The 21,711-nt window shown below is 39.4% G+C and carries 17 protein-coding genes; all 17 read left to right on the top strand.

Going from position 1 to position 21,711, the window contains the following annotated elements:
• Positions 1 to 57: 57 nt before the first annotated feature.
• The gene (locus FR7_RS16025) at positions 58 to 1,635 is read left to right on the top strand and encodes a DHA2 family efflux MFS transporter permease subunit (protein ID WP_017531584.1); all 1,578 of its coding nucleotides are present in this window, start codon (positions 58 to 60) and stop codon (positions 1,633 to 1,635) included.
• An 81-nt stretch (positions 1,636 to 1,716) separates the two neighbouring features.
• Positions 1,717 to 2,283, top strand: a complete 567-nt coding sequence (locus tag FR7_RS16020) for an NADPH-dependent FMN reductase (RefSeq protein WP_007933259.1) — start codon at positions 1,717 to 1,719, stop codon at positions 2,281 to 2,283.
• 188 nt (positions 2,284 to 2,471) lie between these two features.
• Complete coding sequence (locus tag FR7_RS16015) at positions 2,472 to 2,933, top strand: MarR family transcriptional regulator (protein ID WP_007933258.1); 462 nt, start codon at positions 2,472 to 2,474, stop codon at positions 2,931 to 2,933.
• Positions 2,923 to 4,365 carry a DHA2 family efflux MFS transporter permease subunit gene (locus FR7_RS16010; protein ID WP_007933257.1) on the top strand — a complete coding sequence of 481 codons (1,443 nt, stop codon included), beginning with the start codon at positions 2,923 to 2,925 and terminating at the stop codon, positions 4,363 to 4,365. Before FR7_RS16015 ends, FR7_RS16010 begins: the two co-directional genes overlap by 11 nt.
• 310 nt (positions 4,366 to 4,675) lie before the next feature.
• On the top strand, positions 4,676 to 5,314 hold the full coding sequence (locus FR7_RS16005) for a lactate utilization protein (RefSeq protein WP_007933255.1): 639 nt from the start codon (positions 4,676 to 4,678) through the stop codon (positions 5,312 to 5,314).
• A gap of 155 nt (positions 5,315 to 5,469) precedes the next feature.
• Positions 5,470 to 6,327 carry a helix-turn-helix domain-containing protein gene (locus FR7_RS16000; RefSeq protein WP_237769539.1) on the top strand — a complete coding sequence of 286 codons (858 nt, stop codon included), beginning with the start codon at positions 5,470 to 5,472 and terminating at the stop codon, positions 6,325 to 6,327.
• A gap of 551 nt (positions 6,328 to 6,878) precedes the next feature.
• Complete coding sequence (locus FR7_RS15995) at positions 6,879 to 7,982, top strand: sugar ABC transporter substrate-binding protein (RefSeq protein WP_237714840.1); 1,104 nt, start codon at positions 6,879 to 6,881, stop codon at positions 7,980 to 7,982.
• Positions 7,983 to 8,119: 137 nt separating this feature from the next.
• The gene (locus tag FR7_RS15990; protein WP_007933252.1) at positions 8,120 to 9,658 is read left to right on the top strand and encodes a sugar ABC transporter ATP-binding protein; all 1,539 of its coding nucleotides are present in this window, start codon (positions 8,120 to 8,122) and stop codon (positions 9,656 to 9,658) included.
• Positions 9,659 to 9,660: 2 nt separating this feature from the next.
• Positions 9,661 to 10,917, top strand: a complete 1,257-nt coding sequence (locus FR7_RS15985; RefSeq protein WP_007933251.1) for a sugar ABC transporter permease — start codon at positions 9,661 to 9,663, stop codon at positions 10,915 to 10,917.
• A gap of 415 nt (positions 10,918 to 11,332) precedes the next feature.
• Positions 11,333 to 12,370, top strand: coding sequence for a sugar ABC transporter substrate-binding protein (locus FR7_RS15980; protein WP_007933250.1), 1,038 nt, complete (start codon positions 11,333 to 11,335; stop codon positions 12,368 to 12,370).
• Positions 12,371 to 12,446: 76 nt separating this feature from the next.
• Entirely contained in the window at positions 12,447 to 14,168 is a 1,722-nt protein-coding gene (locus FR7_RS15975; RefSeq protein WP_007933249.1) for a methyl-accepting chemotaxis protein, read from the top strand.
• 765 nt (positions 14,169 to 14,933) lie between these two features.
• A complete protein-coding gene (gene iolM / locus FR7_RS15970) occupies positions 14,934 to 16,124 on the top strand; it encodes a scyllo-inosose 3-dehydrogenase (protein WP_337453688.1) in 1,191 nt (396 codons plus the stop codon).
• A gap of 30 nt (positions 16,125 to 16,154) precedes the next feature.
• Positions 16,155 to 17,114 carry a 3-dehydro-scyllo-inosose hydrolase gene (iolN, locus tag FR7_RS15965; RefSeq protein WP_007933246.1) on the top strand — a complete coding sequence of 320 codons (960 nt, stop codon included), beginning with the start codon at positions 16,155 to 16,157 and terminating at the stop codon, positions 17,112 to 17,114.
• Positions 17,115 to 17,199: 85 nt separating this feature from the next.
• Positions 17,200 to 18,273, top strand: a complete 1,074-nt coding sequence (locus FR7_RS15960) for a zinc-dependent alcohol dehydrogenase (protein ID WP_007933245.1) — start codon at positions 17,200 to 17,202, stop codon at positions 18,271 to 18,273.
• A gap of 126 nt (positions 18,274 to 18,399) precedes the next feature.
• Complete coding sequence (locus tag FR7_RS15955; RefSeq protein ID WP_007933244.1) at positions 18,400 to 19,221, top strand: sugar phosphate isomerase/epimerase family protein; 822 nt, start codon at positions 18,400 to 18,402, stop codon at positions 19,219 to 19,221.
• A 129-nt stretch (positions 19,222 to 19,350) separates the two neighbouring features.
• Entirely contained in the window at positions 19,351 to 20,814 is a 1,464-nt protein-coding gene (locus tag FR7_RS15950; protein ID WP_007933243.1) for a sugar porter family MFS transporter, read from the top strand.
• A gap of 53 nt (positions 20,815 to 20,867) precedes the next feature.
• Positions 20,868 to 21,695, top strand: a complete 828-nt coding sequence (locus FR7_RS15945; protein ID WP_007933242.1) for a sugar phosphate isomerase/epimerase family protein — start codon at positions 20,868 to 20,870, stop codon at positions 21,693 to 21,695.
• Positions 21,696 to 21,711 lie beyond the last annotated feature (16 nt).

The following is a 21,711-nucleotide window of genomic DNA, read 5'->3' as shown; positions in this document are numbered from 1 at the left end:
TAGGTCTTCTTTATGCAGATGCGTTTTTGTTTTTTCAAAAAGGAAGGTAGTTGCTCGATGTTTAAGAAATATGCTATTCTATGTGCAGTTTGCTTGGGAACTATATTGAGTGCTTATGTGAGCAGCTGTGTGAACATTGCGCTGCCGAATATAATGGCAGCATTGAATTTCAACATGGATTCTGTTGTATGGGTTTCATTAGCATACATGCTGCCGTATGGTTCAACACTTCCTTTAACTGGTAAGTTAGGAGATCAGTTTGGGGCAAAGAAGGTCTATATTATTGGACTTATTATATTCACAATTGCGTCTTTTTTGTGTGGCATTGCAACCAATTCAGTGGGCATGCTCTTTTTTCGCATTGTACAGGGAGTGGGAGCGGGTATGCTGCTGCCTAATGCCATGGCGATTGTTGCAGCGACTTTCGATGCTCACGAGCGGGGGGCTGCTTTAGGAATATGGAGTGCAATGGCTGCCGCAGGGAGCGCAATGGGGCCGACAATCGGTGGGTATTTAATCGAAAATTTTGATTGGCGATCCATCTTTTTTTCGGTGATACCTTTTTGTATCATTAGCATCGGCTATGCCCTTGCCGTTATACCGAAATCAAAGCGCAATTTGGCAACAAAAATTGATTATTTTGGCGCAGCTCTCTTAATTAGCAGCATCAGCTCCCTTTTGATTGCTCTAAATCAAGGACAAAAAGAAGGTTGGGATTCTCTTTATATCGTGCTGTTGTTTTACTTGAGTTTTGCTTCTGCTGTCTTATTTGTTGCTTTTGAACTAAAAGTCGCAAATCCGATGATTGAGGTTGATTTATTCCGTAATATCAATTTTACGATTGCCAATCTGGTAGGCTTTATTTCCTTCGTGGCATTTTATGGCGGCATGTTTTTAATGCCGTTTTTTCTGAAGTCGATTCTGGATTATAGTTCTACTACTGCAGGATTAGTAATGCTCCCGATGACGGCAACCATGGTTATTTTTGCTCCGATTGGAGGACGGTTAGCCGACTGTTTTGGCTCTCGTCTCCCGGCCTTCGTCGGAATTTTAATGATTTCGGGTGCGTTATATTCACTTGACACAATCAGTCCTGATTATTCGGCACGTGATTTCTTTTTTAGGCTTACATTGTTTGGCATGGGGCTTGGTTTTACCATGTCACCATTGAGTAACTGTGCCATTGGATCGCTGCCGAGAGACAAAATAGGGGTTGGTTCCGGAATATTTAATCTGGCGAAAATTATTGGCGGCAGTATTGGTGTGGTCTTTGCAGAGACACTGCTGACTCGACGGGAAATTTATCATACCGCAATATTAAAAGAATACTTAAATGCGGCGACTCATTCCTCGCAAGAACTATTTAAATTGCTGCGTGGATTGTGGGGAAATCAAGGAATGGATAGTACGATGTTATCTGAAGCCGCTCATGGATGGCTAACGGGGCAAGGACTATTGCCTCAGCAATATGTCATGCTAAAAGCAATCTTAAGTCAAATGGTGGCTAAACAAGCGACAATCCTGTCCTTTCAGGACGTTTTTCATACTATCGCATTCTTGTGCTTATGCGGCGGCATCATAGCACTGTTCATTCAAAAGAAAACAGTTGTTTCCCATTCTAATTCACCGGAATGAAATCAAGCCTATTAATAAAGGAATATCTTATCAAATCAAGTATTACTATAAGCAACACTTAATTTAAGGGAGGTTTACACCGTGACGAAGAAAATAGGGGTCATTATAGGGAGTCTTCGCAAGGACTCATTTAGCAGGAAGATAGCCAAGGCATTGACAAGGATGCTGCCTTCATCTTTTGAGATGGAGGAGGTCGAGATCGACGAACTTTCCATGTATAATCAAGATTTTGATGATGAAGGCACTCCTCCTGCATCTTGGACAGCTTTTCGTGACAGCATGAAAAAATACGATGCGGTTCTTTTTGTAACGCCCGAGTATAATCGGTCAGTTCCTGCAGTAATAAAGAATGCCATTGATATAGGATCGCGGCCCTATAGTGAAAATGTATGGAATGGTAAACCCGGTGCAGTGGTCAGTGTATCCCCAGGCGGATTAGGCGGCTTTGGCGCAAATCATCACTTGAGACAAGCGCTTGTCGTTCTGAATGTTCCCGTTATGCCGATGCCCGAGTCCTATATTGCAAATGTCGCAACACTCCTTGATGAAAAGGGCACTTTAAGAGATGAGAGAACTCAGGAATTCTTGCAAAAGTTTATAGATGCTTTTACAGTTTGGATTGTGACTCATACATCGAAGAAGTCTTGAGCAGATGCTAAACAAGATAAAAGGCTCCGTAGAGAGTAAGTCTCTATGGAGCCTTTTATTTTCTAGTAGCTGCAGCAGTCAGTCTCCGCAAAGACCTGATACCTAATAAGTACTTGATAAATTACACTTAGTTATATATAATAATTACTATAGGTAACTATTTATAATATTAGGAAAAGAGGGATAGCATGGCTAAGGATGATATGGTCATTCCAATATTAGAGGCGTTGTGGCTTGCGAAAAAAGCACTAGAGTGTATGCCGGAACTACCTAAGGATATGAAACCTAGTCATATTCGTGTACTGGATGTGATTTATAAAAAGTACAATCAAAACGGGAGCGTTCGGGTCACTGATGTAAGTATGGCTATGCAGATTACCAAGCCTAGCATTACAAAGCTGATAAACGAACTAGTTGATATAGGAACGGTAAAAAAAACAATGGCTGATGATGATAAAAGAATTGTACTGGTGGAACCTACCTCCTTTGGCAAAGAATGTGTACAAAAGTATGTTTTAGATTATCATGCAAAGCTGGCGGATTATTTTTCTGAATTTGATCAGGGAAAATACCTCTCCATGATAGAGACGGTAGAATTTATTTATCAATCGATGAAAGAGGTATCGGAGAAAAAAAGTGATGGATTCTAAGAGTAAAGGTATGGAAATGACAACAGAATCTCACGTGCCTGAGCGTAATATAATGATCGCTGTTGTATCCATTGCGATTGTTACCTTTATCGGCATTCTCTCAGAAACAGCATTAAATATTGCCTATGCTTTATTAATGAATGAATTTGGCGTATCAGCAGTTGTCATTCAATGGCTGACTACAGGGTATCTGTTGACGTTATCCATCCTGCTGCCGCTTTCACCACTATTTGTGAAGCATTTTCGGACAAAAGGATTATTTCAGGCAGCAGTCACCATTTTTACCTTTGGAACACTTCTTTGCGCCTTTACACTGAATTTTGAAATGCTGTTCCTCGGAAGAATTGTTCAGGCAATAGGAACCAGTATTTCCTTTCCATTAATGATGAACATCATTTTAGAAAAAATTCCGATTGCTAAGCGAGGCAAATGTATGGGAATCGTTGGACTTGTCACTAGTTTTGCACCTGCATTGGGTCCTACTTTTGGCGGGTTTATTATTGAATGGATAAACTGGCACTGGATTTTTATCAGTATGCTGCCAATACTTGTGGTCTCCTTCATGATGGGCAGCAGCTATATTCCTGACATTCATTCGAAAGACAAAATAACGGTTGATTATCTCTCTGTTCTTTTGTCCACTATTGCTTTTGTGGGGATTGTCTATGGAGTGAGTATATCCGCTGACGTAGGCTGGAGCAGTCCTGCCGTATTTGGCTATATTATGATGGGAGGGCTTAGTCTGGCTGCATTCGCGTATAGGCAGCTACGATTGACTAAGCCGTTGATTCAGGTGCGTGTATTTTCCAATTCCATGTTTACCATAGGTGCATGTATTGTCATGATCAGCATGATGAGTGTCTTGGCGGCAGGCTTTGTGCTGCCATTGTATATACAAAAATCATTAGGATATTCCAGCATTGCAGCAGCTTTGGCAATGCTGCCCGGTGCGGCCGTAAATGGGATCATGTCTCCGCTTACCGGCAAGTTTTACGATACACATGGTCCCAGACTTTTACTTTCCACAGGCTTCTTGCTGCTAAGTATTACCCTGCTTCTTTTTTCATTTGTGTCGATTACATTCGTCGAATTAACCATTATCTATACTGTTTTCATGTTTGGTGCTTCTATGCTGGCAATGCCGGCGCAAACCAATAGTCTCAATCAGCTTTCCCAGGAATACTATGCAGATGGAGCTGCCATTATGGGCACATTGCAGCAAGTGGCCGGCGCTGTGGGAACCGCACTTGCCTCAAGTATTTTAACGATGAACAGTGTAAAATATTCCCAAGGATTTTCCAATATGACGACAGATGGTATCGCTCAGTCGATTGCCTTTGGAACCCAGCAGAATTTCATGGTTTTTCTGATTTTGTCTGTTATCGGTTTGATATTGGCATTGTTTGTGCGAAAAAATACGATTTGTACCTAATACAAGAATGAAAGGATGGTGCTTCACTTGAAGAAACGATATATTTGTTTTACGTTGTGTCTATTCTTATCCCTGTTTACAATGGGATTATCCTTGCATGTTCTGGCTGAAGAGAGGCCGCCAACGGCTCCATGTCAACGGTTATAACGGACTGTGGGGAAGTAGTTTAGTATAAAATTGGATACTATAAAACAATTAAGTGCCTACTTGCTGATTTAAACTTTAGTATCTATTATTATAAATGTAAGAGTATATTTAAAGAGAAAAATAAAATCACTCAGCAATAAATTAATTTTAGGGGGAATCGGAATTGGCAGTAAAAAGTTGGCATAACGAAGCAATCGGGAAAAAAGCGGTGGATGCTTTACTGAAAAATGAGTTCGACGCCGTATATTTTGCAACGATAAAAGAGGCAGCAGCTTTTATTATGGAACATGTAAAACCAGGGACTACGGTGGGGTTTGGCGGATCAATGACAATCGACAGCATGGCAATTCAAGAGCAGATAAAGGCTGCTGGCGGAAAGGTGATCGATCATGGTGCAGCAGGCCTGACTATGGAAGAGAAGATCGCTACTGCACGGGAAGAATTGGTAAGTGACTTATTCTTATGCAGCAGCAATGCAATTACCTTAGATGGTTTGCTGGTCAATATAGACGGAATGGGAAATCGGGTAAGTGCCATGACTTTTGGTCCTAAAAAAGTAGTGATAGTCGTTAGCACAGATAAAATATGCAGAGATGAAAAAGCTGCTTTTGAAAGATTAGAAAGTATTGCTGCACCCATGAATAATAAAAGGCTTGACATGCCAAATCCCTGTACGAGAACAGGTTCCTGTATGAATTGTCAAGCTAAAACTAGAATTTGCAGAGTATACTCGGTAATGAGAAAAAAACCGATGGTGACAGATATAACGGTAGTCGTTGTAGGAGAAAGTGCTGGATATTGATAACCGTTGATCGATTCTGATTTTTAGGACATGGAGACTTTTTAATACTTTAAGATTATAAAAATAAAAAACTATATTTTTATTGCATATAAAGCTAAAATAAATCTATAGGAATCTTTAAAGTGTTGGAAGGTGTTACGATGATACAATGTTTTATGAAAACAGATTACACTTCCTATTTGTCAAAAGGGAGCTTGCCTCGTTTATTTTCGGCCAGCAAGATAGATGCTAGTTACAGTGTGTATCCACGTATCTTGCATAAACATGAAGACATGCTGGAAATTCTGTTAGTACGCAGTGGCAGTGGCGTATACATTGTGGATGAAAAGCGTTACTCCATTCAAAAAGGCGATATCATCATTTGTAATTGCAATGTTCTGCATGATGAGGACCCTACACAGAGTAAAAATTTGAATACTTATTGCTGTACATTGACGAATGTAGAGATCACGGGATTTGATAAAAACTGTCTGATTCATAAAACAGCTTGCCCGGTTGTTCACAGTAATGAATTGTTTGAAACGTTGGAAAATTTGATGGGTATGATTTATTTCTTGCTGGCATCGGACATAGAGCAAATGGAAGAAACTTGCTCTCACCTTGCTGTTTCTTTAGTAGCACTGTTAATGCAAATCATCCACAAAACTGAAATCGAAGACCCGGCTAAGAAAAAAAGCACCTATGAATTACTTGGCATTCGTATCAAGCAATATATTGACACTCATTACGATGAACCGCTTACGCTGCAATCCATCAGTGATGCAATGCATATCAATTCATATTATCTGGCTCATGTATTTAAAGATACAATCGGCTATTCTCCCATGAGGTACATTATGCGCCGCCGCATTGGTGAATCACAGACTCTGCTGATTACTACACGATACTCCGTTACACAAATTGCCAATATCGTTGGTTATGATAATCCAAATCATTTTAATATTCTCTTTACGAAATACGTGGGTATGCCTCCCAGCAAATATCGTAATTCATATACCAAAGAAAAAAAATAATCGCAAGATTCACGATGTATTATCTGACGATCTTCCACAATTTCAATGGACATTAAAGCGCATATAGACCAAGAGACTGGTTCTTTGGAACTGGTCTCTTGGCTTTTGTACGTTGAAAGCTTTTAGGAATAGCTCCTTACGACGAATAGTACAATCTTCTTTGCTGCTTGACTGGAATAACAGATTTGACGGTAGATTCTTACAGCGTAAAAACATAAATCGCAAGATTGTATAGAAACTATAAAAAAGAAAATTAACATAAATTTTCAATGTATATCAAATAATGTGTGAATTAAAAGAATTGAGTGAATTAAAAGAATTATAAGAAAACAACAATTATATAGAAAATTATGCGAAATAAATCTATGATAAAGGTATAAATGGAAATGAAAAGGAGACAGTCTGTAAAGAAATTTCCCTCCCTGATAATTTATTTAATTTAATGTCAGTTTAATGTCAGTTAAAAAGGTAATATTTTGGTTATTCTTTGTATCCGGTCACGCCGGATATAGAATAATAAAAAAATTAGAGGGGGCTATTAATTGAAAATCATGAAAAAGATCTCGGCATTATTACTAGTTTTGGTAATGGTTTTTGTTGCTGCTGGATGTAGCAAAGACACCGGTTCTTCCACAAACTCTTCAGGAAGTAAAGTAGCCAAAGACATCAAGGATATTAAAATAGGTGTTTCAGTTGGTACACTTAAGCAGGAGCGTTGGCAGCGTGAAATTGATATGTTTAAGACTTATGCAAAAGATAAGGGATTCCAGGTGCTTGTCCAGTCGGCAGAGGACGATGCCCAAAAACAGGTTTCCCAGTGCGAAAACCTTATAAATCAGGGTATTGATGTTCTTGTCATCCAGTCCATTAATGCAGATGCTGCTGCTCCCATTGTTAACGCAGCTCATGAAGCTAAAATTCCGGTTGTTTCTTATGACAGGTTTATCATGAACGCTGATCTTGATTATTATATTACCTTTGATTCTGTAAAAGTTGGTGAAGTTGAAGCTAAATTCGTTGTGGAAAAGGCTCCAAAAGGCAACTATATTTGGTTGAAGGGCGGTCCTGAAGATAATAATGCTCACTTAGTTGCACAGGGCCAGAGGAATGTACTTCAACCTTATATAGATAAGGGGGATATAAAGATAATTCTTGAACAGTGGTGTAAAGGATGGGATCCTAATGAGGCTCTCAAACATGTAGAAAACGGTCTTACTGCAGCACAAAATAATGTTCAGGGTATTATAGCATCGAATGATGGTACTGCTGGCGGAGCTATTCAGGCTATGGCTGCGCAAGGACTTGCAGGAAAGGTACCAATCGCTGGTCAGGATGCTGACCTTGCTGCCTGTCAGAGAATTGTTGAAGGTATTCAGACAGGAACTGTTTATAAGCCTATTGCCAAACTGAATCAAGTGGCTATGGATGTTGCTGTTGCTCTTGCTACCGGCAAAGATGCTAAGACTGCAGTTGATTCGAAGCTGGGTCAGTGGACAAAACTGAATAATAAAACTAAGGATGTTGATAGTTTTTCTGTTGATGTTATCGCCATTGATAAAAATAATATAGATGAGATTCTTATCAAACAAGATAAATTCCAAAAAGTAGAAGAAGTCTACAAAAATGTTCCTAAAGATAAATGGCCTAGCATATAAAATAGTCTGATTTTTCAAATATTAATTTCTTAAGATATTGACGGTGTATAGAGTTTAGTTTTCTTCTATACACCATCAATATGCTTTCCAATATCAGCATATTTGTTTTATGTTGTCTTTGATTAGGAGGTGTAAGGGTGCAAGAATATTTATTACAGATGAAAAATATAACTAAAGAGTTTCCAGGGGTTAAAGCGTTAAGTAATGTGAGCCTTAATGTCAAAAAAGGAGAAATACATGCTCTGGTTGGTGAAAATGGCGCAGGAAAATCTACACTAATAAAGATTTTATGCGGCGTATACCCTTATGGTTCATATGGAGGCCAGATTATTTTACATGGAGAGGAGAAGCAGTTTCATTCCATTAAAACTGTTGAGGATGCTGGTATTGCTTGCATTCATCAGGAGTTAAACCTAGTGCCCGAACTTAGTATTTCCGAAAATATTTTTTTAAATAGTAAACCGAGTAAATATGGCATTGTCAATTTTGACGAGATGTTCAAAAGGACAGCAAAATTACTTAAAGAAATAGGCTTAGAATCTGATTCAGGAGTTTGTGTAAATCCCAATGATAAGATCAAAAATCTTGGGATTGGTCATAAACAACTTGTTGAAATTGCGAAAGCTCTATCTACGAATGCACAACTGTTGATTTTAGATGAGCCTACTGCTGCGTTGTCAGAAGCTGAGGCTGAAATTCTTTTAAATATTCTTGATGGTCTAAGAAAAAAAGGTGTTACATGTATTTATATATCTCATAAGCTTGATGAAGTAATGAGAATTTGTGATACAATTACGGTCCTAAGAGATGGTCAGACGATAGAAACCCGTGAAAAAATAAACATGAGCAAGGATACCATGATAACGTTAATGGTGGGTCGTGAACTTAAAAATATGTTTCCAAGAGTGCCACATACTAGAGGCGACGTTTCTTTTGAAATTAGACATTACAGCGTACATCATCCGGATATTCCTGGAAGGATGTTACTAAAGGGTGTAAATATTAAAGCTTATCGGGGTGAAATACTAGGCATTATCGGTCTGGTTGGAGCTGGAAGGACGGAATTGTTTACAGCGATTTATGGCGCTTTTAATGCACCGGCCGTAGGTGAAGTTTACATTGACGGTAAGAAAGTTGATATTAAAAGCCCCATAGATGCTTTAAAAAGCGGACTGTTTCTATTAAGTGAAGACAGGAAAAAGCTAGGGCTCAATCTTATTATGAGTATTAAAGAAAATGTTATTTTGTCTTCCTTTGATAAAGTATCCAGCCTTGGGGTGATAAACAACGATCAAGCAGTCTCTGAGGCAAATAAATATATTCAAGATCTTAAAATCAAAACTCCCAGTGTTGAGGCTTTAGTCAATACGTTGAGCGGTGGTAATCAGCAAAAAGTTGTTATTTCTAAGGGCTTGATGATGGGACCTAAAGTTATGATACTGGATGAACCCACACGTGGTATTGATGTTGGCGCAAAATATGAGATCTACAAGATTATGAATCAGCTGGTAGATGAAGGTGTGACAATCATTATGATTTCTTCGGAGATGGAAGAAATATTAGGTATGAGCGATCGGATAATAACGATGAGTAATGGCATGGTGACTGGAGAATTTGATGTTTGTGAAGCTACTCAGGAAAGACTGATGCATGCGTCGGCAGGAAGGGCGGGTTAATTATGTTGAAAAAAGCTTCAAGTGGGCAAAAGCTGTTTAGCGCAGAAAAATTCGATATAAGAACTTATACAATGATCGCTGCGCTAATACTTATGTGGATTGGATTTACGTATTTAACGAGCAAGGGTTTTACGGATATGGACGGTTCCTTTATCACATCAAGAAATATATCAAATCTTGTCCGTCAGATGGCTATTGTAGGAATAATGGGGACAGGTATGGTATTGGTAATCGTTACAGGGGGAATTGACCTTTCAGTAGGGTCAGTTATGGGTTTTGTTGGCTGTATTGGTGCCGCGCTTCAAGTATGGCATGGTATGAGTACGACAGAGGTAATTTTTATATGCCTTTCTCTTGGAGCTTTAATTGGTCTTCTTGAAGGTAGCCTGATAGCCTATACAGGGGTACCAGCTTTTATCATAACACTTGGCGGCATGCTTGTGTTTAGAGGTGGGGTTCTTGGTATTACACATGGCACTACCGTCGCACCGTTGCAAAAGTCAATGGTTTATTTTGGGCAATCGTATTTAAGTGAAGTGATTAGTCCTGTTATTGCTGTAGTTGCTATAGTGTTTTTAGTTGGCAGCGAAATTGTAAGGCGCAAAACTAAAGAAAAATACAATAATTTAAATGAACCTTTGAATAAGATGATAGTGCGTTGCATTGTTTACAGCGCACTGGTTGTGGCTACCGTGGCAATACTGAACAGTTATAGAGGTATTCCTATTCCTGTTCTAATCATGTTAGTGCTTGTTATCATAGTAACATTTATCGCTGAGAAAACAACATTTGGGCGCAGGGTTTACGCCATTGGCGGCAATATTGATGCGGCAAAATATTCTGGAATAAATGTTGAAAGAAATATTGCCTTCGTATATGCTCTAAACGGATTGCTGGCCGCAGTAGCTGGTTTAATATTAGCAGCGCGTCTCAATGCAGGAACGCCAGAGGCGGGTTTAAACCTTGAATTGGACGCGATAGCTGCGGCGGTTATTGGCGGGACGAGTATGACAGGTGGTGTTGGTAAAGTAGTTGGTGCGATTTTAGGAGCTTTAATTATGGCTACTATCGACAACGGTATGAGTATGATGAACTTAGATGCATATTGGCAGTATATAGTGAAAGGTTTAATTTTGGGTGCTGCTGTTTGGTTTGATATTAAGACCAAAAAAGGTAGTTCAAAAGTCAAAGTAGATACAGACAGCTCAAATAGTAATGGCATTACAGAGACAAACTGTATAGGAAAGGCTAAGATCTAAAGTTTCAATGGCTGTCAACAAGCCTTTGAAAGAAAGCCGTTCTGTGAAATCATCTGAAATATAAAATGGTATTACAATCGAAGTTATTCGTTGTTTCTTAGTAAATCATTCCCTAGGCGGGGTGGCAGTATTTGCGATAGTGTGAATGCTCCGGCTGCCTGGGGAATTGTATTTTCATTGAATATGAGTAAATATACAAGAAAGCGAAGAGGTTATGCAAACAAAGAAGGCCTTTATTTCCCATCAGGTACCTTCAAAGACAACAGGACAACTTTCTGTGGGCATGGTTGTACCAGTTGTAAATAATATAACTTAAAATGGACTACATGCTGGCTACTGTTACTGAATGGCCAAATTAGTCACCAGGCTAAATGACATCATTGCAATTAATTAGAGCTATTTTAGGAGGCAAGTAATGAAGAAGATAGTAAAAATTTGTACCTTTATTTTAATGATTAGTATAATAGTATCTATGTTTATCGGCTGTAAAAGCAATAAGACAATAAACGGCCATTTCGATGATAATAAAGTAAAAATTGGAGTATCTTTACCAAAAGATGTGGAAAGATGGAACAAAGATAAAGAGGCTATTGAGGCCGAAGCAAAAAAACTTGGTATTGAGTTGCTTGTGCAGGTCGCCGGTGATGACAGTGTAAAACAAGCATTGCAATGTGATGAGTTAATTAAACAAAATGTCAAGGTTATTATTTTGGCGCCATGTGACGCTAAAGCAAGTGCCGCAATTGTGTCAAAAGCACATGCCGCCGGCATAAGGGTAATCGCGTATGACGGGCTAATCATAGACAGCGATGTGGATTTATATTTATCCTTTGACAATGAAAAAGTTGGTGAGCTACAAGCACAATACTTAGTGGATAAGGCGCCTAGCGGTAATTATGTAATACTCTCCGGTGATCCTAACGACAATAATGCCAAATTGTATAAAGCAGGTGCAATGAAAATTATTAAGCCACTAGTTGACAAAGGGAGAATTCAAATCGTATACGATCAGGCATGTAAAGACTATTCACATGAAGAGGCTGCAAAACATATAGTAGTTGCATTAGCTGCCCAAAATAACAATATCCAGGCAGTACTTGCTCCAAACGATGAAACTGCAGGTGGAGTTATAGGGATTTTGGCGGCTCATGGCATGGCAGGCAAGGTGCCGATAAGCGGACAAGATGCTGAAACTGCGGCCGTAAAACGGATTATTGCCGGAACGCAAAATATGACCGTTTTTAAGGATACTAGAGAACTGGGTAAAACTGCATTTTCTGCTGCTATTAAACTCGCTAAAGGACAAGTTCCAACTACTAATGGCAAAGTCAATAATAACAAAATGGATGTTCCATCCATTCTCTTGCCACCGGATTTTGTAGATAAATCGAATATTATGCAGATGTTAGTTTACAGTGGATATCTAAACAAAGAGGATATTGTTACTAATTAATCATTAGTACCTTTGTCTATTTAAGATGTATACATATTTATTTATAATCCAATAGGAAAAAAAGGAGTTTGCTCTGATGCATTTACATAGTTCCAAAGTAAAACAAGTAGTCAACACCAATTTACAATGGTTCCAAGATCTGCCAACAAAGGTTAAAATTATCGGGCTTGTGTCAGTAATGGTATTATTACTGATGGTGGTTGGTTGTGTAGCTTATTACGGTATGAATGACCTATATCAAGAACAATTGCTTCCAGTAGTCTGGCTAAACGAAGTGCGAAGTGATTTGCGAGCGGTGGAAGCACTAAATATGGAGATTATCCATCCTAATACAAGTAAAGCTCGTGCTTTTAATTTACAGTTAGAAATGACGCAGAGAATAAATGATGCCGATCTCTTATTAGAAAAATACGAAAAAAAGAATATGAGTGAATATGAGGCTGAGAAATATAATAGGGCCAAAGAGGAACTGCAAATTTATAAAACCAACTGGGAGACAATAGTAAAATTGCTATCTGAACAGCAACTGAATGAAGCTTACATTACTTCTATCAGAAATGCTTCGCCACATATTAGTGCGGTAAATATTTTACTATCTGATTTAGTTTACTATAATGAAGAAGAAGCTAAAGAGGTCAGTGAATTTGCCAATCATATCATGCTAATTATTACAGTATTTTCGGTTTTGGTTGCTTCTGTATTGGGGAGTTTTACTGCCAAGTTAATTGTTAATCCACTTAAAGCTATGATTCTGGAGGTACAAAAAATCTCTGCCGGTAATTTAGCAGTTAAGGAATTCAATGCAATTTCAAAAGATGAGATCGGTCAAATAAGTAAGGCTTTTAATGATATGGCTAAAAATTTACGCGAATTAGTAAGGCAAGTCACTCAATCGATAGAGACGGTATCTGCTTCTTCTGAAGAACTTACCGCAAGTGCAGAACAATCCGCTCAGGTTGCCAACCAAGTTGCCGGTTCGATTACGGAAGTAGCACAAGGAGCGGAAAAACAGCAGAGTCTGGTGAATTCTACAACGGAAATTGTCGGACAAATGTCTAATAAGATTAATCAAGTTACTGAAAGTGCTATGACAGTATCCGATTCAGCAAAAAGAACAGAAAAGGTGGCAAATGACGGTGGACAAGCAGTAGAGCAAGTGATAAATCAAATGAGCGTTATTGAGCAAAAAACTAATGCCACCGCTAATGTAATCGGCGAATTAGAGGAAAAATCAAAACAAATTGGTCAGATTGTTGGGGCTATATCGAATATTGCTGGGCAAACAAACCTTTTGGCATTAAATGCGGCAATTGAGGCGGCAAGAGCAGGAGAAATCGGAAGGGGGTTTGCAGTTGTTGCAGATGAAGTTCGTGAACTGGCTGAACAATCAAATGGAGCAGCAAAACAAATTGCTAACTTAATTGGTGAAGTTCAACAGAAAACCAATAATGCGGTTGCTTTTATGAAAGAGAGCAAAAAAGAAGTTGATATAGGTACAGATGTCGTAGATGTGGCTGGAAGAAGTTTTCGCGAAATACTCAAAATGATTCGAGAAATATCCGAACAAATTCATCAAATATCTGCTACCATAAATGAGGTACATCATGGCAGTCAACAGGTTGTAAGTGCTGTGAAGGAAATTGACAAGGAAAGTCGGAATAGTGCTGGGCAGGCACAGACTGTATCAGCGGCGACAGAAGAGCAATCGGCAGCTATAGAAGAAATCGCCTCATCTAGCCAAGCGTTATCCAAAATGGCAGAGGAACTTCAAGCGGCAATTAGAAAGTTTTCCATTTGATCAGTTCTTTAGTGAAGAACAAGCATCTACCATGGATGAAATGTTGTCAGCAAGCAATGAACTGGCAAAATTGGCTGATGAATTACATTTTTCAACTCATAAGTTTAGGTGTAGAGTAGAATTATTATAGCGAGCGTCAAACAAAGAAGGCATTGCAAAACCAAGTTAGGGTTTTGCAATGCCTCTCTTGATTGGCTTGAATAACTAGGTTTTAACTACGAATTTTACAGCGTAAAAATATAAATCACAAGATTATATAGAAACTATAGAAGCAAAAGTAGCTGAAAGATTTAGCATATTTCAAGTAAATTCCAATTATAAGAATTACAACAATTATAACAAAAACAATAATTGATAGGATGGAAATTTTTTTGCAGCTTGACTTGTACAAACGAATTATGATTGCAAAATTTACAGTATAAAATATAAATCGCAAGATTGTGTAGAAACGGTAGAAACAAAAGTGGCTGAATTTTCAAGTGCATTTCAGATAAACTTGTATAATAAGAGTTATAGGAAAACAAGAATCATATAAACAGAATAACTTTTTTACTATTTGCCTTGAGTTAACAGATTGTGCCAACCAGTTTACAGTATAAAAATATAAATAGCAAGATTGTATAGAAATTACAAAAACTGTAGCAATAAATTAACTGAATTTTTTACTATATTATAAACAAAGCTGAATTGTAAGAATTATAAGAAAAACAAGAATTATATAGAAAGAAATGCAGAATAAATTTATGATTAAGGTGTAAATCGGATATGAAAAGGGGGACAAAAATGAGAGCTTTTTATGTTGAAGCAGACTGGGCTCCCAAGGAGGGATACCAGTTGTCCGAGCGTGAGCTGAGCACTAAGCGGGCACTGAGGGGCAATTCCATTTGGAAGAATATTAAAGGATCCGTAGTTAACCGTCCCATACCCAAATACGACGACGATCAAGTATTAATTAAAGTTGGAGCAGCAGGTATCTGTGGCACGGATGCACATCTTCTGCGCCAGGATGAGAACGGCTATTCCAAATATGACGGACATTCTAAGTATCCGATTATCACGGGACATGAATTCTCGGGAGAAATCGTTGAAGTTGGTAAAAAGGTCAAAAAATTAAAAGTGGGCGATTTAGTCGGTGTGGAATCCATGCATTGGTGTGGCGAATGCGACGCTTGCCGCCGCGGGATGTTCAATCAATGTAAGGATTTAGAGGAACCAGGACTTACCTATGATGGTGGGTTTGCCGAGTATGCTGCTGTAAGAACAAAATATTGTTATCCGCTCAATGATATTGTCAATTATTATGGCGATAAAATGACGGCGTTAGAGTTAGGGGCGCTGATTGAACCAACAGGCGTCGCATATAATGGCTTGTTTGTACGCGGTGGTGGTGTTCGACCTGGCGGGCATGTGGTGGTGTTTGGTGCAGGTCCAATTGGGCTTGCTGCAATTTCACTGATGAAAACAGCAGGTGCGGCAAAATTGATTTGCTTTGAAAGCGTTCCTGAAAGGGTAGAATTGGCTAAACAATGTGGTGCCGACGCAGTCTACAATCCGCTAGATTTTAAATCGCCGGACGATCAGGCACAAATGCTCATGGAACTTACCAATGGAGTTGGGATTTCGCTGTTTGCCGAATGTGCGGGCGCAACGAAATTTACCTATCCGGTGATGGGTAAGTCACTAGCCATCGGTGGCAAAACCATTCAAATTGGGCATACCATTGGTCTTACACCAGTTGATATTTTTAACTGGCAATGGAATGCAGCTAGCATCAGCGGCTCTAACGGACAATCCGGTCAGGGGATTTATCCAGATGTTATTGCATTAATGGCGTCAGGTCGTATTGATATGCGTAAAATGGTCACGGGACGCTATCCGCTGGAAGAGATTGAAGAAGGAATGAAGATTACTGCTGGAAAGGTTCTGGTTTCAACAGCATATGAAAAACGAAGCTGAAAATTACTATAATTTAGGAGGAATGTAACAATGTCAAAATGGCAAATTCCCGCAAAAGGCGGCAATATGGAAGCCGATAACGGAATCTATTATCAGAATATGACGAACAGGGAGGTGGCGGAGAGACTCAAAAAGAATGACGTCATTTTAATTCCCGTCGGTTCCACGGAAAATCATGGACCGAACTCCCCTTACGGTGAAGACACGTATCTTGATACTCGCCTTTGTGAACAAGTGGCAAAAGCAACTGGCTGCACGGTAGCGCAGCCAATCTGGTACGGCTCGCATCCCTATCATCATTTGGGAATGCCTGGCACTATCATGATACCGGAAGAAACACTGGCAGACTATCTTTGCTATGTATTCGCTGGATTCTGGAATACTGGTTTTCGGAAGATGATTGTTGTCAACGGGCATGGACAGGATTATGTAATTCCATTGGCAATCCATAAGTTTGGTAAGAAATTTCAAGTTCCCGGCATTGTTTTATATGTTCATTTCTGGAATTGTGCAAAAGAACAACTTGATATCAAAGAAAACGGCGGCCCTTACGATACACCGTTTATCCACGCTGATGAGGTGGAACAATCATGGTCCTTGGCATTATTCCCTGAGCTTTGCAAACAAGAATATGCTGTTGCAACCAAAGCAGCGCCCATGCTGCCGCCGGGACATATCAACAACTCGGCCGAACGCGGCGTAGGTCCGATCAAGTGGTACAATGCTTTCGGTTCGGTTGGTATGGAGTGTATCTGCACGCCAGAAGGGATAATCGGTGATCCTACCTTAGCAGATGCTGAAAAAGCACGAGTTGGTGTGGAAAGAACATTAAACTATTTGGAGAAATTAGTTAATGATATTATAGAAAAATATCCAGCTGGTGAGCTTCCACCTATTGAAAAAATGACCCAACGCAACCGGGAAGACATCGAAGCTGTTATCAAAGGACCGACTAACGGCGGTCGCCATATTTATACGTTGACCTATTGACACTTGGCTTTTCCGTTTAGTAGTTAGGTAGTTAGAATCGCTCAATAGCATTCTATATTAAGAATAAAAAAAGGAGATAGGAAGAATGAAAAACCGTCCAACAAAATGTAAAGCTGCGTTTATGTATGGTCCTAAAGATTTAAGAATTGAGGAATTGGAATTGCCGCCGCTGCAACCTTATCAGGTGCTGATAAAACTTAAAGCTTGCGGTATATGTGGTTCCGATGTTGAATGCTATGAAGGTGAATCCGCTGAAGGGCGTTACGATATAGCGCCATATGTGCCTGGTCATGAATGGGCAGGACAAGCTGTAGAAATCGGCAGCGCTGTAACTTCAGTAGAGGTGGGCAATAAAGTTGTTGGTGACTGCGTACTGCCTTGTAACAATTGTGCAAATTGTAAAGACGGCAAAATGCCTTCTGCCTGCCTGAATATGCGCGAACTTGGTTTTCGTCCGGATTCCCCCGGTGGTTGGGGTGAATATATGATTTTGGAAGAACAATATACCCATGTAATTCCTGATGATTGGAGTTATGAATTAGGAGCTTGGGTGGAAACTTTTAATGTCGGTTATTGGGGTGTATGGGGCAATGATTGCAGTCCCGATGCTTCCGATGATATTGCCATCATCGGTGCAGGACCGATTGGTATGTGTGCGGCAATGGTTTGTGCGGCTTCTGGTGCTAATGTTATCGCCATTGATCCTTTGGAAAAAAGACGTCAGAATATCTTGAATTATGGCGCAAATCATGTGGTAGATCCGATTACTTGCAATGTAGAAGAAAAATTAAAAGAATTGACCAATGGACGCGGTCCCTCCGTAGTTATTGAATGTTCCGGTAATGACATCGGTATTGCCTCATTGTTCGATATCGCTGGTCATTCTGCCCGCGTTGGTGTAGTAGGACATTCTATTGGGCGCAAAGTTCCCGTAGAAATCGGCAAAACCATCTGGAAAACTCTCCGTCTTTCTGGTTCCGGCGGTACGAATAAATGGTTCCCTAGAACAATTCGCTTTATGTCACGTATTAAAGACAAATATGATTTTGCCGCCTTGAATTCTCATCACTATGATTTCTTTGAGCTGGATAAGGCTATGGATCTTGCCTGCCACCATAAAGATATCGCCCGCAAAGTTATGCTGACCTTTAAAGATTAAAGGTATCTACTTTACCTGATTTTCTACAAATACAAAATTTGAGTATGAAATTGGAAAGGGTGAGTGTTATGCTTCACTCTTTCTGACTACTCAAGCAATCAACGTTTAAAGAAGGGGGGGATAAGGTTGAAACAGTGGAAACTTGCGGTATCTTCTGCTGACGAAGCACCGAATACTGCGCCGATTTTACTACAGGGTGATATTTGCAACAATCTACGAGAGGCAGCTCGTTTAGGCTATGATGCGATTGAAGTACATACCAGAGAAACCGCAGATTTAAATTATTCTGCAATTGCACAAACCGTAAAGGAGTGCGGCACAAAAATTTGTATGGTTATTACAGGGCGACTGAACACGGAAGGTCGCTGCAATTTGATTGACGATGCTCCTTATATTACCAAAGCTGCGATGGAAGGTATGAAACAGTATATTGATATGGCACAAAAACTTCATGCTGATCTTGTGGTTGGCTGGGTCAAAGGTAATATTCCACCTGGCGGTAAACGTGACAAATATATGGATAGATTGGCAAAGCATTTGAGGGAACTTGTGGATTATGGAGCAGAGCGTAATGTGAAATTAAATCTTGAAGTCATTAACCGCTATGAGGTTAATGTATTCACAACGGCTGAAGAAACAATGGGTTTTTTAGAACACTATAAAATAGACAACTGCTATGTGCATTTGGATACCTTCCATATGGGGATTGACGAATGTGATCCGGTCACTGCAATTCAAAGGTGTAAAGGAAAGCTCGGTTATATGCATTTTGCTGATAATTCGCGGCGTTATCCCGGAAGTGGGCAGTTTGATTTTCAGAGGATTTTAAAAACATTAGACGAAATCGGTTATGAGGGGTATTTATCCGTAGAATGCCTGCCAGAGCCGGATGGGCAGACTGCGGCAGAAAAAGCCTCTGTTTTTTTAAAAAAATTATTTAAAGAATGACTTTATATAATTTTTTAAAAAAATCATTTAAAATATTCAGAATAGGATGACAACATAGCTGATTACAATGCAAAAAAAATGACCGCTAGGTCAAGTTTTATCAAGTAGTAGAAGGGGATGATAAAGCTCATGGATAATCAAAATACAAAAGAAGAGATAGCGTTACAACCAACAGATCAAACATTAAATAAAAATAAACCCACACCAAAATCAAATTTAAGGATTATAACACTTATATCGACATTCGGAGGATTGCTCTTTGGGTATGATACAGGTGTTGTTAATGGTGCTTTGCTATATATGGCACGCCCGGATCAATTAAATCTTAATCCCTTTATGGAAGGGCTTGTGGCAAGCTCTCTTCTTTTTGGAGCGGCTATTGGAGCTGTAATGGGGGGGCGTCTATCCGATAAATATGGTCGGAGAAAAAATATTCTTTATCTGGCTATCGTATTTTTCTTTGCGACAGTCGGCTGTGCGTTAGCTCCAAATTCGGATGTCATGATTGGGTTTCGTTTTTTACTTGGTTTGGCTGTAGGTGGTGCGTCTGTTACAGTGCCAACATACTTAGCAGAAATGTCTCCAGCGGAAGATCGTGGTCGCGTGGTTACACAAAATGAATTGATGATCGTAACAGGACAATTTTTAGCCTTTCTTATGAATGCGATTCTGGGGAATCTTTTTGGATCAACCAGTCATATTTGGCGCTATATGTTGTCTATTGCTACGATACCCGCTGTGATTTTGTGGGTGGGTATGCTTGCAATGCCAGAGAGTCCGCGTTGGCTGGTATCAAAAGGAAAGATCAGCGAGGCTTTAAATGTATTAAAACGCGTACGGGATGAAGCGTGTGCAGTTGTTGAATTAAAGGAGATTAAAGATCTTTCTGATGCTGAAGCGCATTTAGAAAAAGCAAGTGCAAAGGAGTTTGCTGTAACACCTTGGATTCGTCGGCTTTTATTTATTGGAATTGGAGTTGGAATTGTTCAACAAATTACGGGTGTAAATGCTATTAATTATTATGGAACGCAAATTCTGAAAGAGGCTGGCTTTACTATGCAGGCAGCTTTGATTGCCAATACAGCAAATGGTGCTATTTCAGTAACGGCGACTTTAGTGGGTATGTGGTTATTGGGAAGACTCGGTCGACGAAAAATTTTCCTCATAGGGCTTACAATGACGACTATTACACAATGTCTCATTGGCATTTTTTCAATGACATTATCTGATCAATCTTATTTTCCTTATCTTATTCTTTCGATGACAGTTACCTTTATGGCCTTTCAGCAAGGATGCAGCGCGCCTGTTACCTGGCTTATTATGTCGGAAATATTTCCCTTGCGTCTACGGGGGCTGGGAATGGGTACGGTAGTGTTTTTTTCATGGATAGCTAATTTTACTGTCGGATTAGGTTTTCCTGTTTTATTGAGTAGCATTGGTTTGTCACAGACCTTCTTTACATTTGCCTTTGGCGGATTAATGGCTATCATATTTGTTGCTAAATGGCTTCCCGAAACAAAGGGACGTTCTCTTGAACAATTGGAACAATGTTTCCGAGATTACAAAAATATTGATTGTAGAAAATTATTGTAGAGAATTGGAGTAAAAAAGCAAATTTTAATACAGTTAGGAGGAGGAAAATAGCTATGAAACTCGGTATAAATGAAGCTACCTGCAAAGAAAATTCTACATTGGAAAAAGACTTACTGCTTTGTGAAAAGTATCATTATAGTTATATCGAAATTAGGCTGGATATGCTAAAAGATTATTTGCAGCGACATTCAATCGAAGAATTGCAAAATTTTTTTAAAACAAGTCATGTCAAACCGTATGCATTTAATTCTATCGAAGATATTAATTTTCGCACAGAGCGACAATGGGAAGAAGTAGTTGCACTATTTACCTTCGCTTGTGAGATGGGGCAAAAAATTGGCAATCCTTATATTGTTGTTGTCCCCACAATGGGTGACGATATGATGCAAAAGACGGAAAAGGAAATATTTGACGATAGTGTTGAAGCACTGCGAAAGTTATCCGATATCGCCACTCAGTATGAAATGAAATTGGCGTTTGAGCCTATCGGAAATTCCCGTTGGTGTGTCCGAAATCTAGAACAATGTATGGATATTATCAATGCTGTAGATCGAAAGAATGTTGGTGTGGCGTTGGATGCGTTTAATCTCTTTCTTTACAATAAGCTGCAGAATATTGATTCCCTTGAACTCGTTCCGGCAGAAAAGATCTTTGTTTATCACATTGATGACAGTGAAGACTTGCCGTTGTCAGTGTTAGATCATTGCCACAGATTGTTTCCCGGTGACGGTGTTATCCCTCTTGCGGCAATTACACAAAAACTTCATGAAAAAGGTTATGATGGCATTGCTTCGGTAGAGCTTTTCCGGCCAGAATATTGGGCGATGGATCCGGATGATGTCTTCCGATTGGCAGCGGAGAAAACAAAGCAATTTTTATAATAAATAATTAATATAT

Origin of the sequence: Pelosinus fermentans DSM 17108, assembly GCF_000271485.2 — a bacterium.
GTDB lineage: Bacteria > Bacillota > Negativicutes > DSM-13327 > DSM-13327 > Pelosinus > Pelosinus fermentans.
The sequence above is the reverse complement of the archived record's forward strand: the minus strand, read 5'-3'. Positions and strand labels throughout refer to the sequence as shown.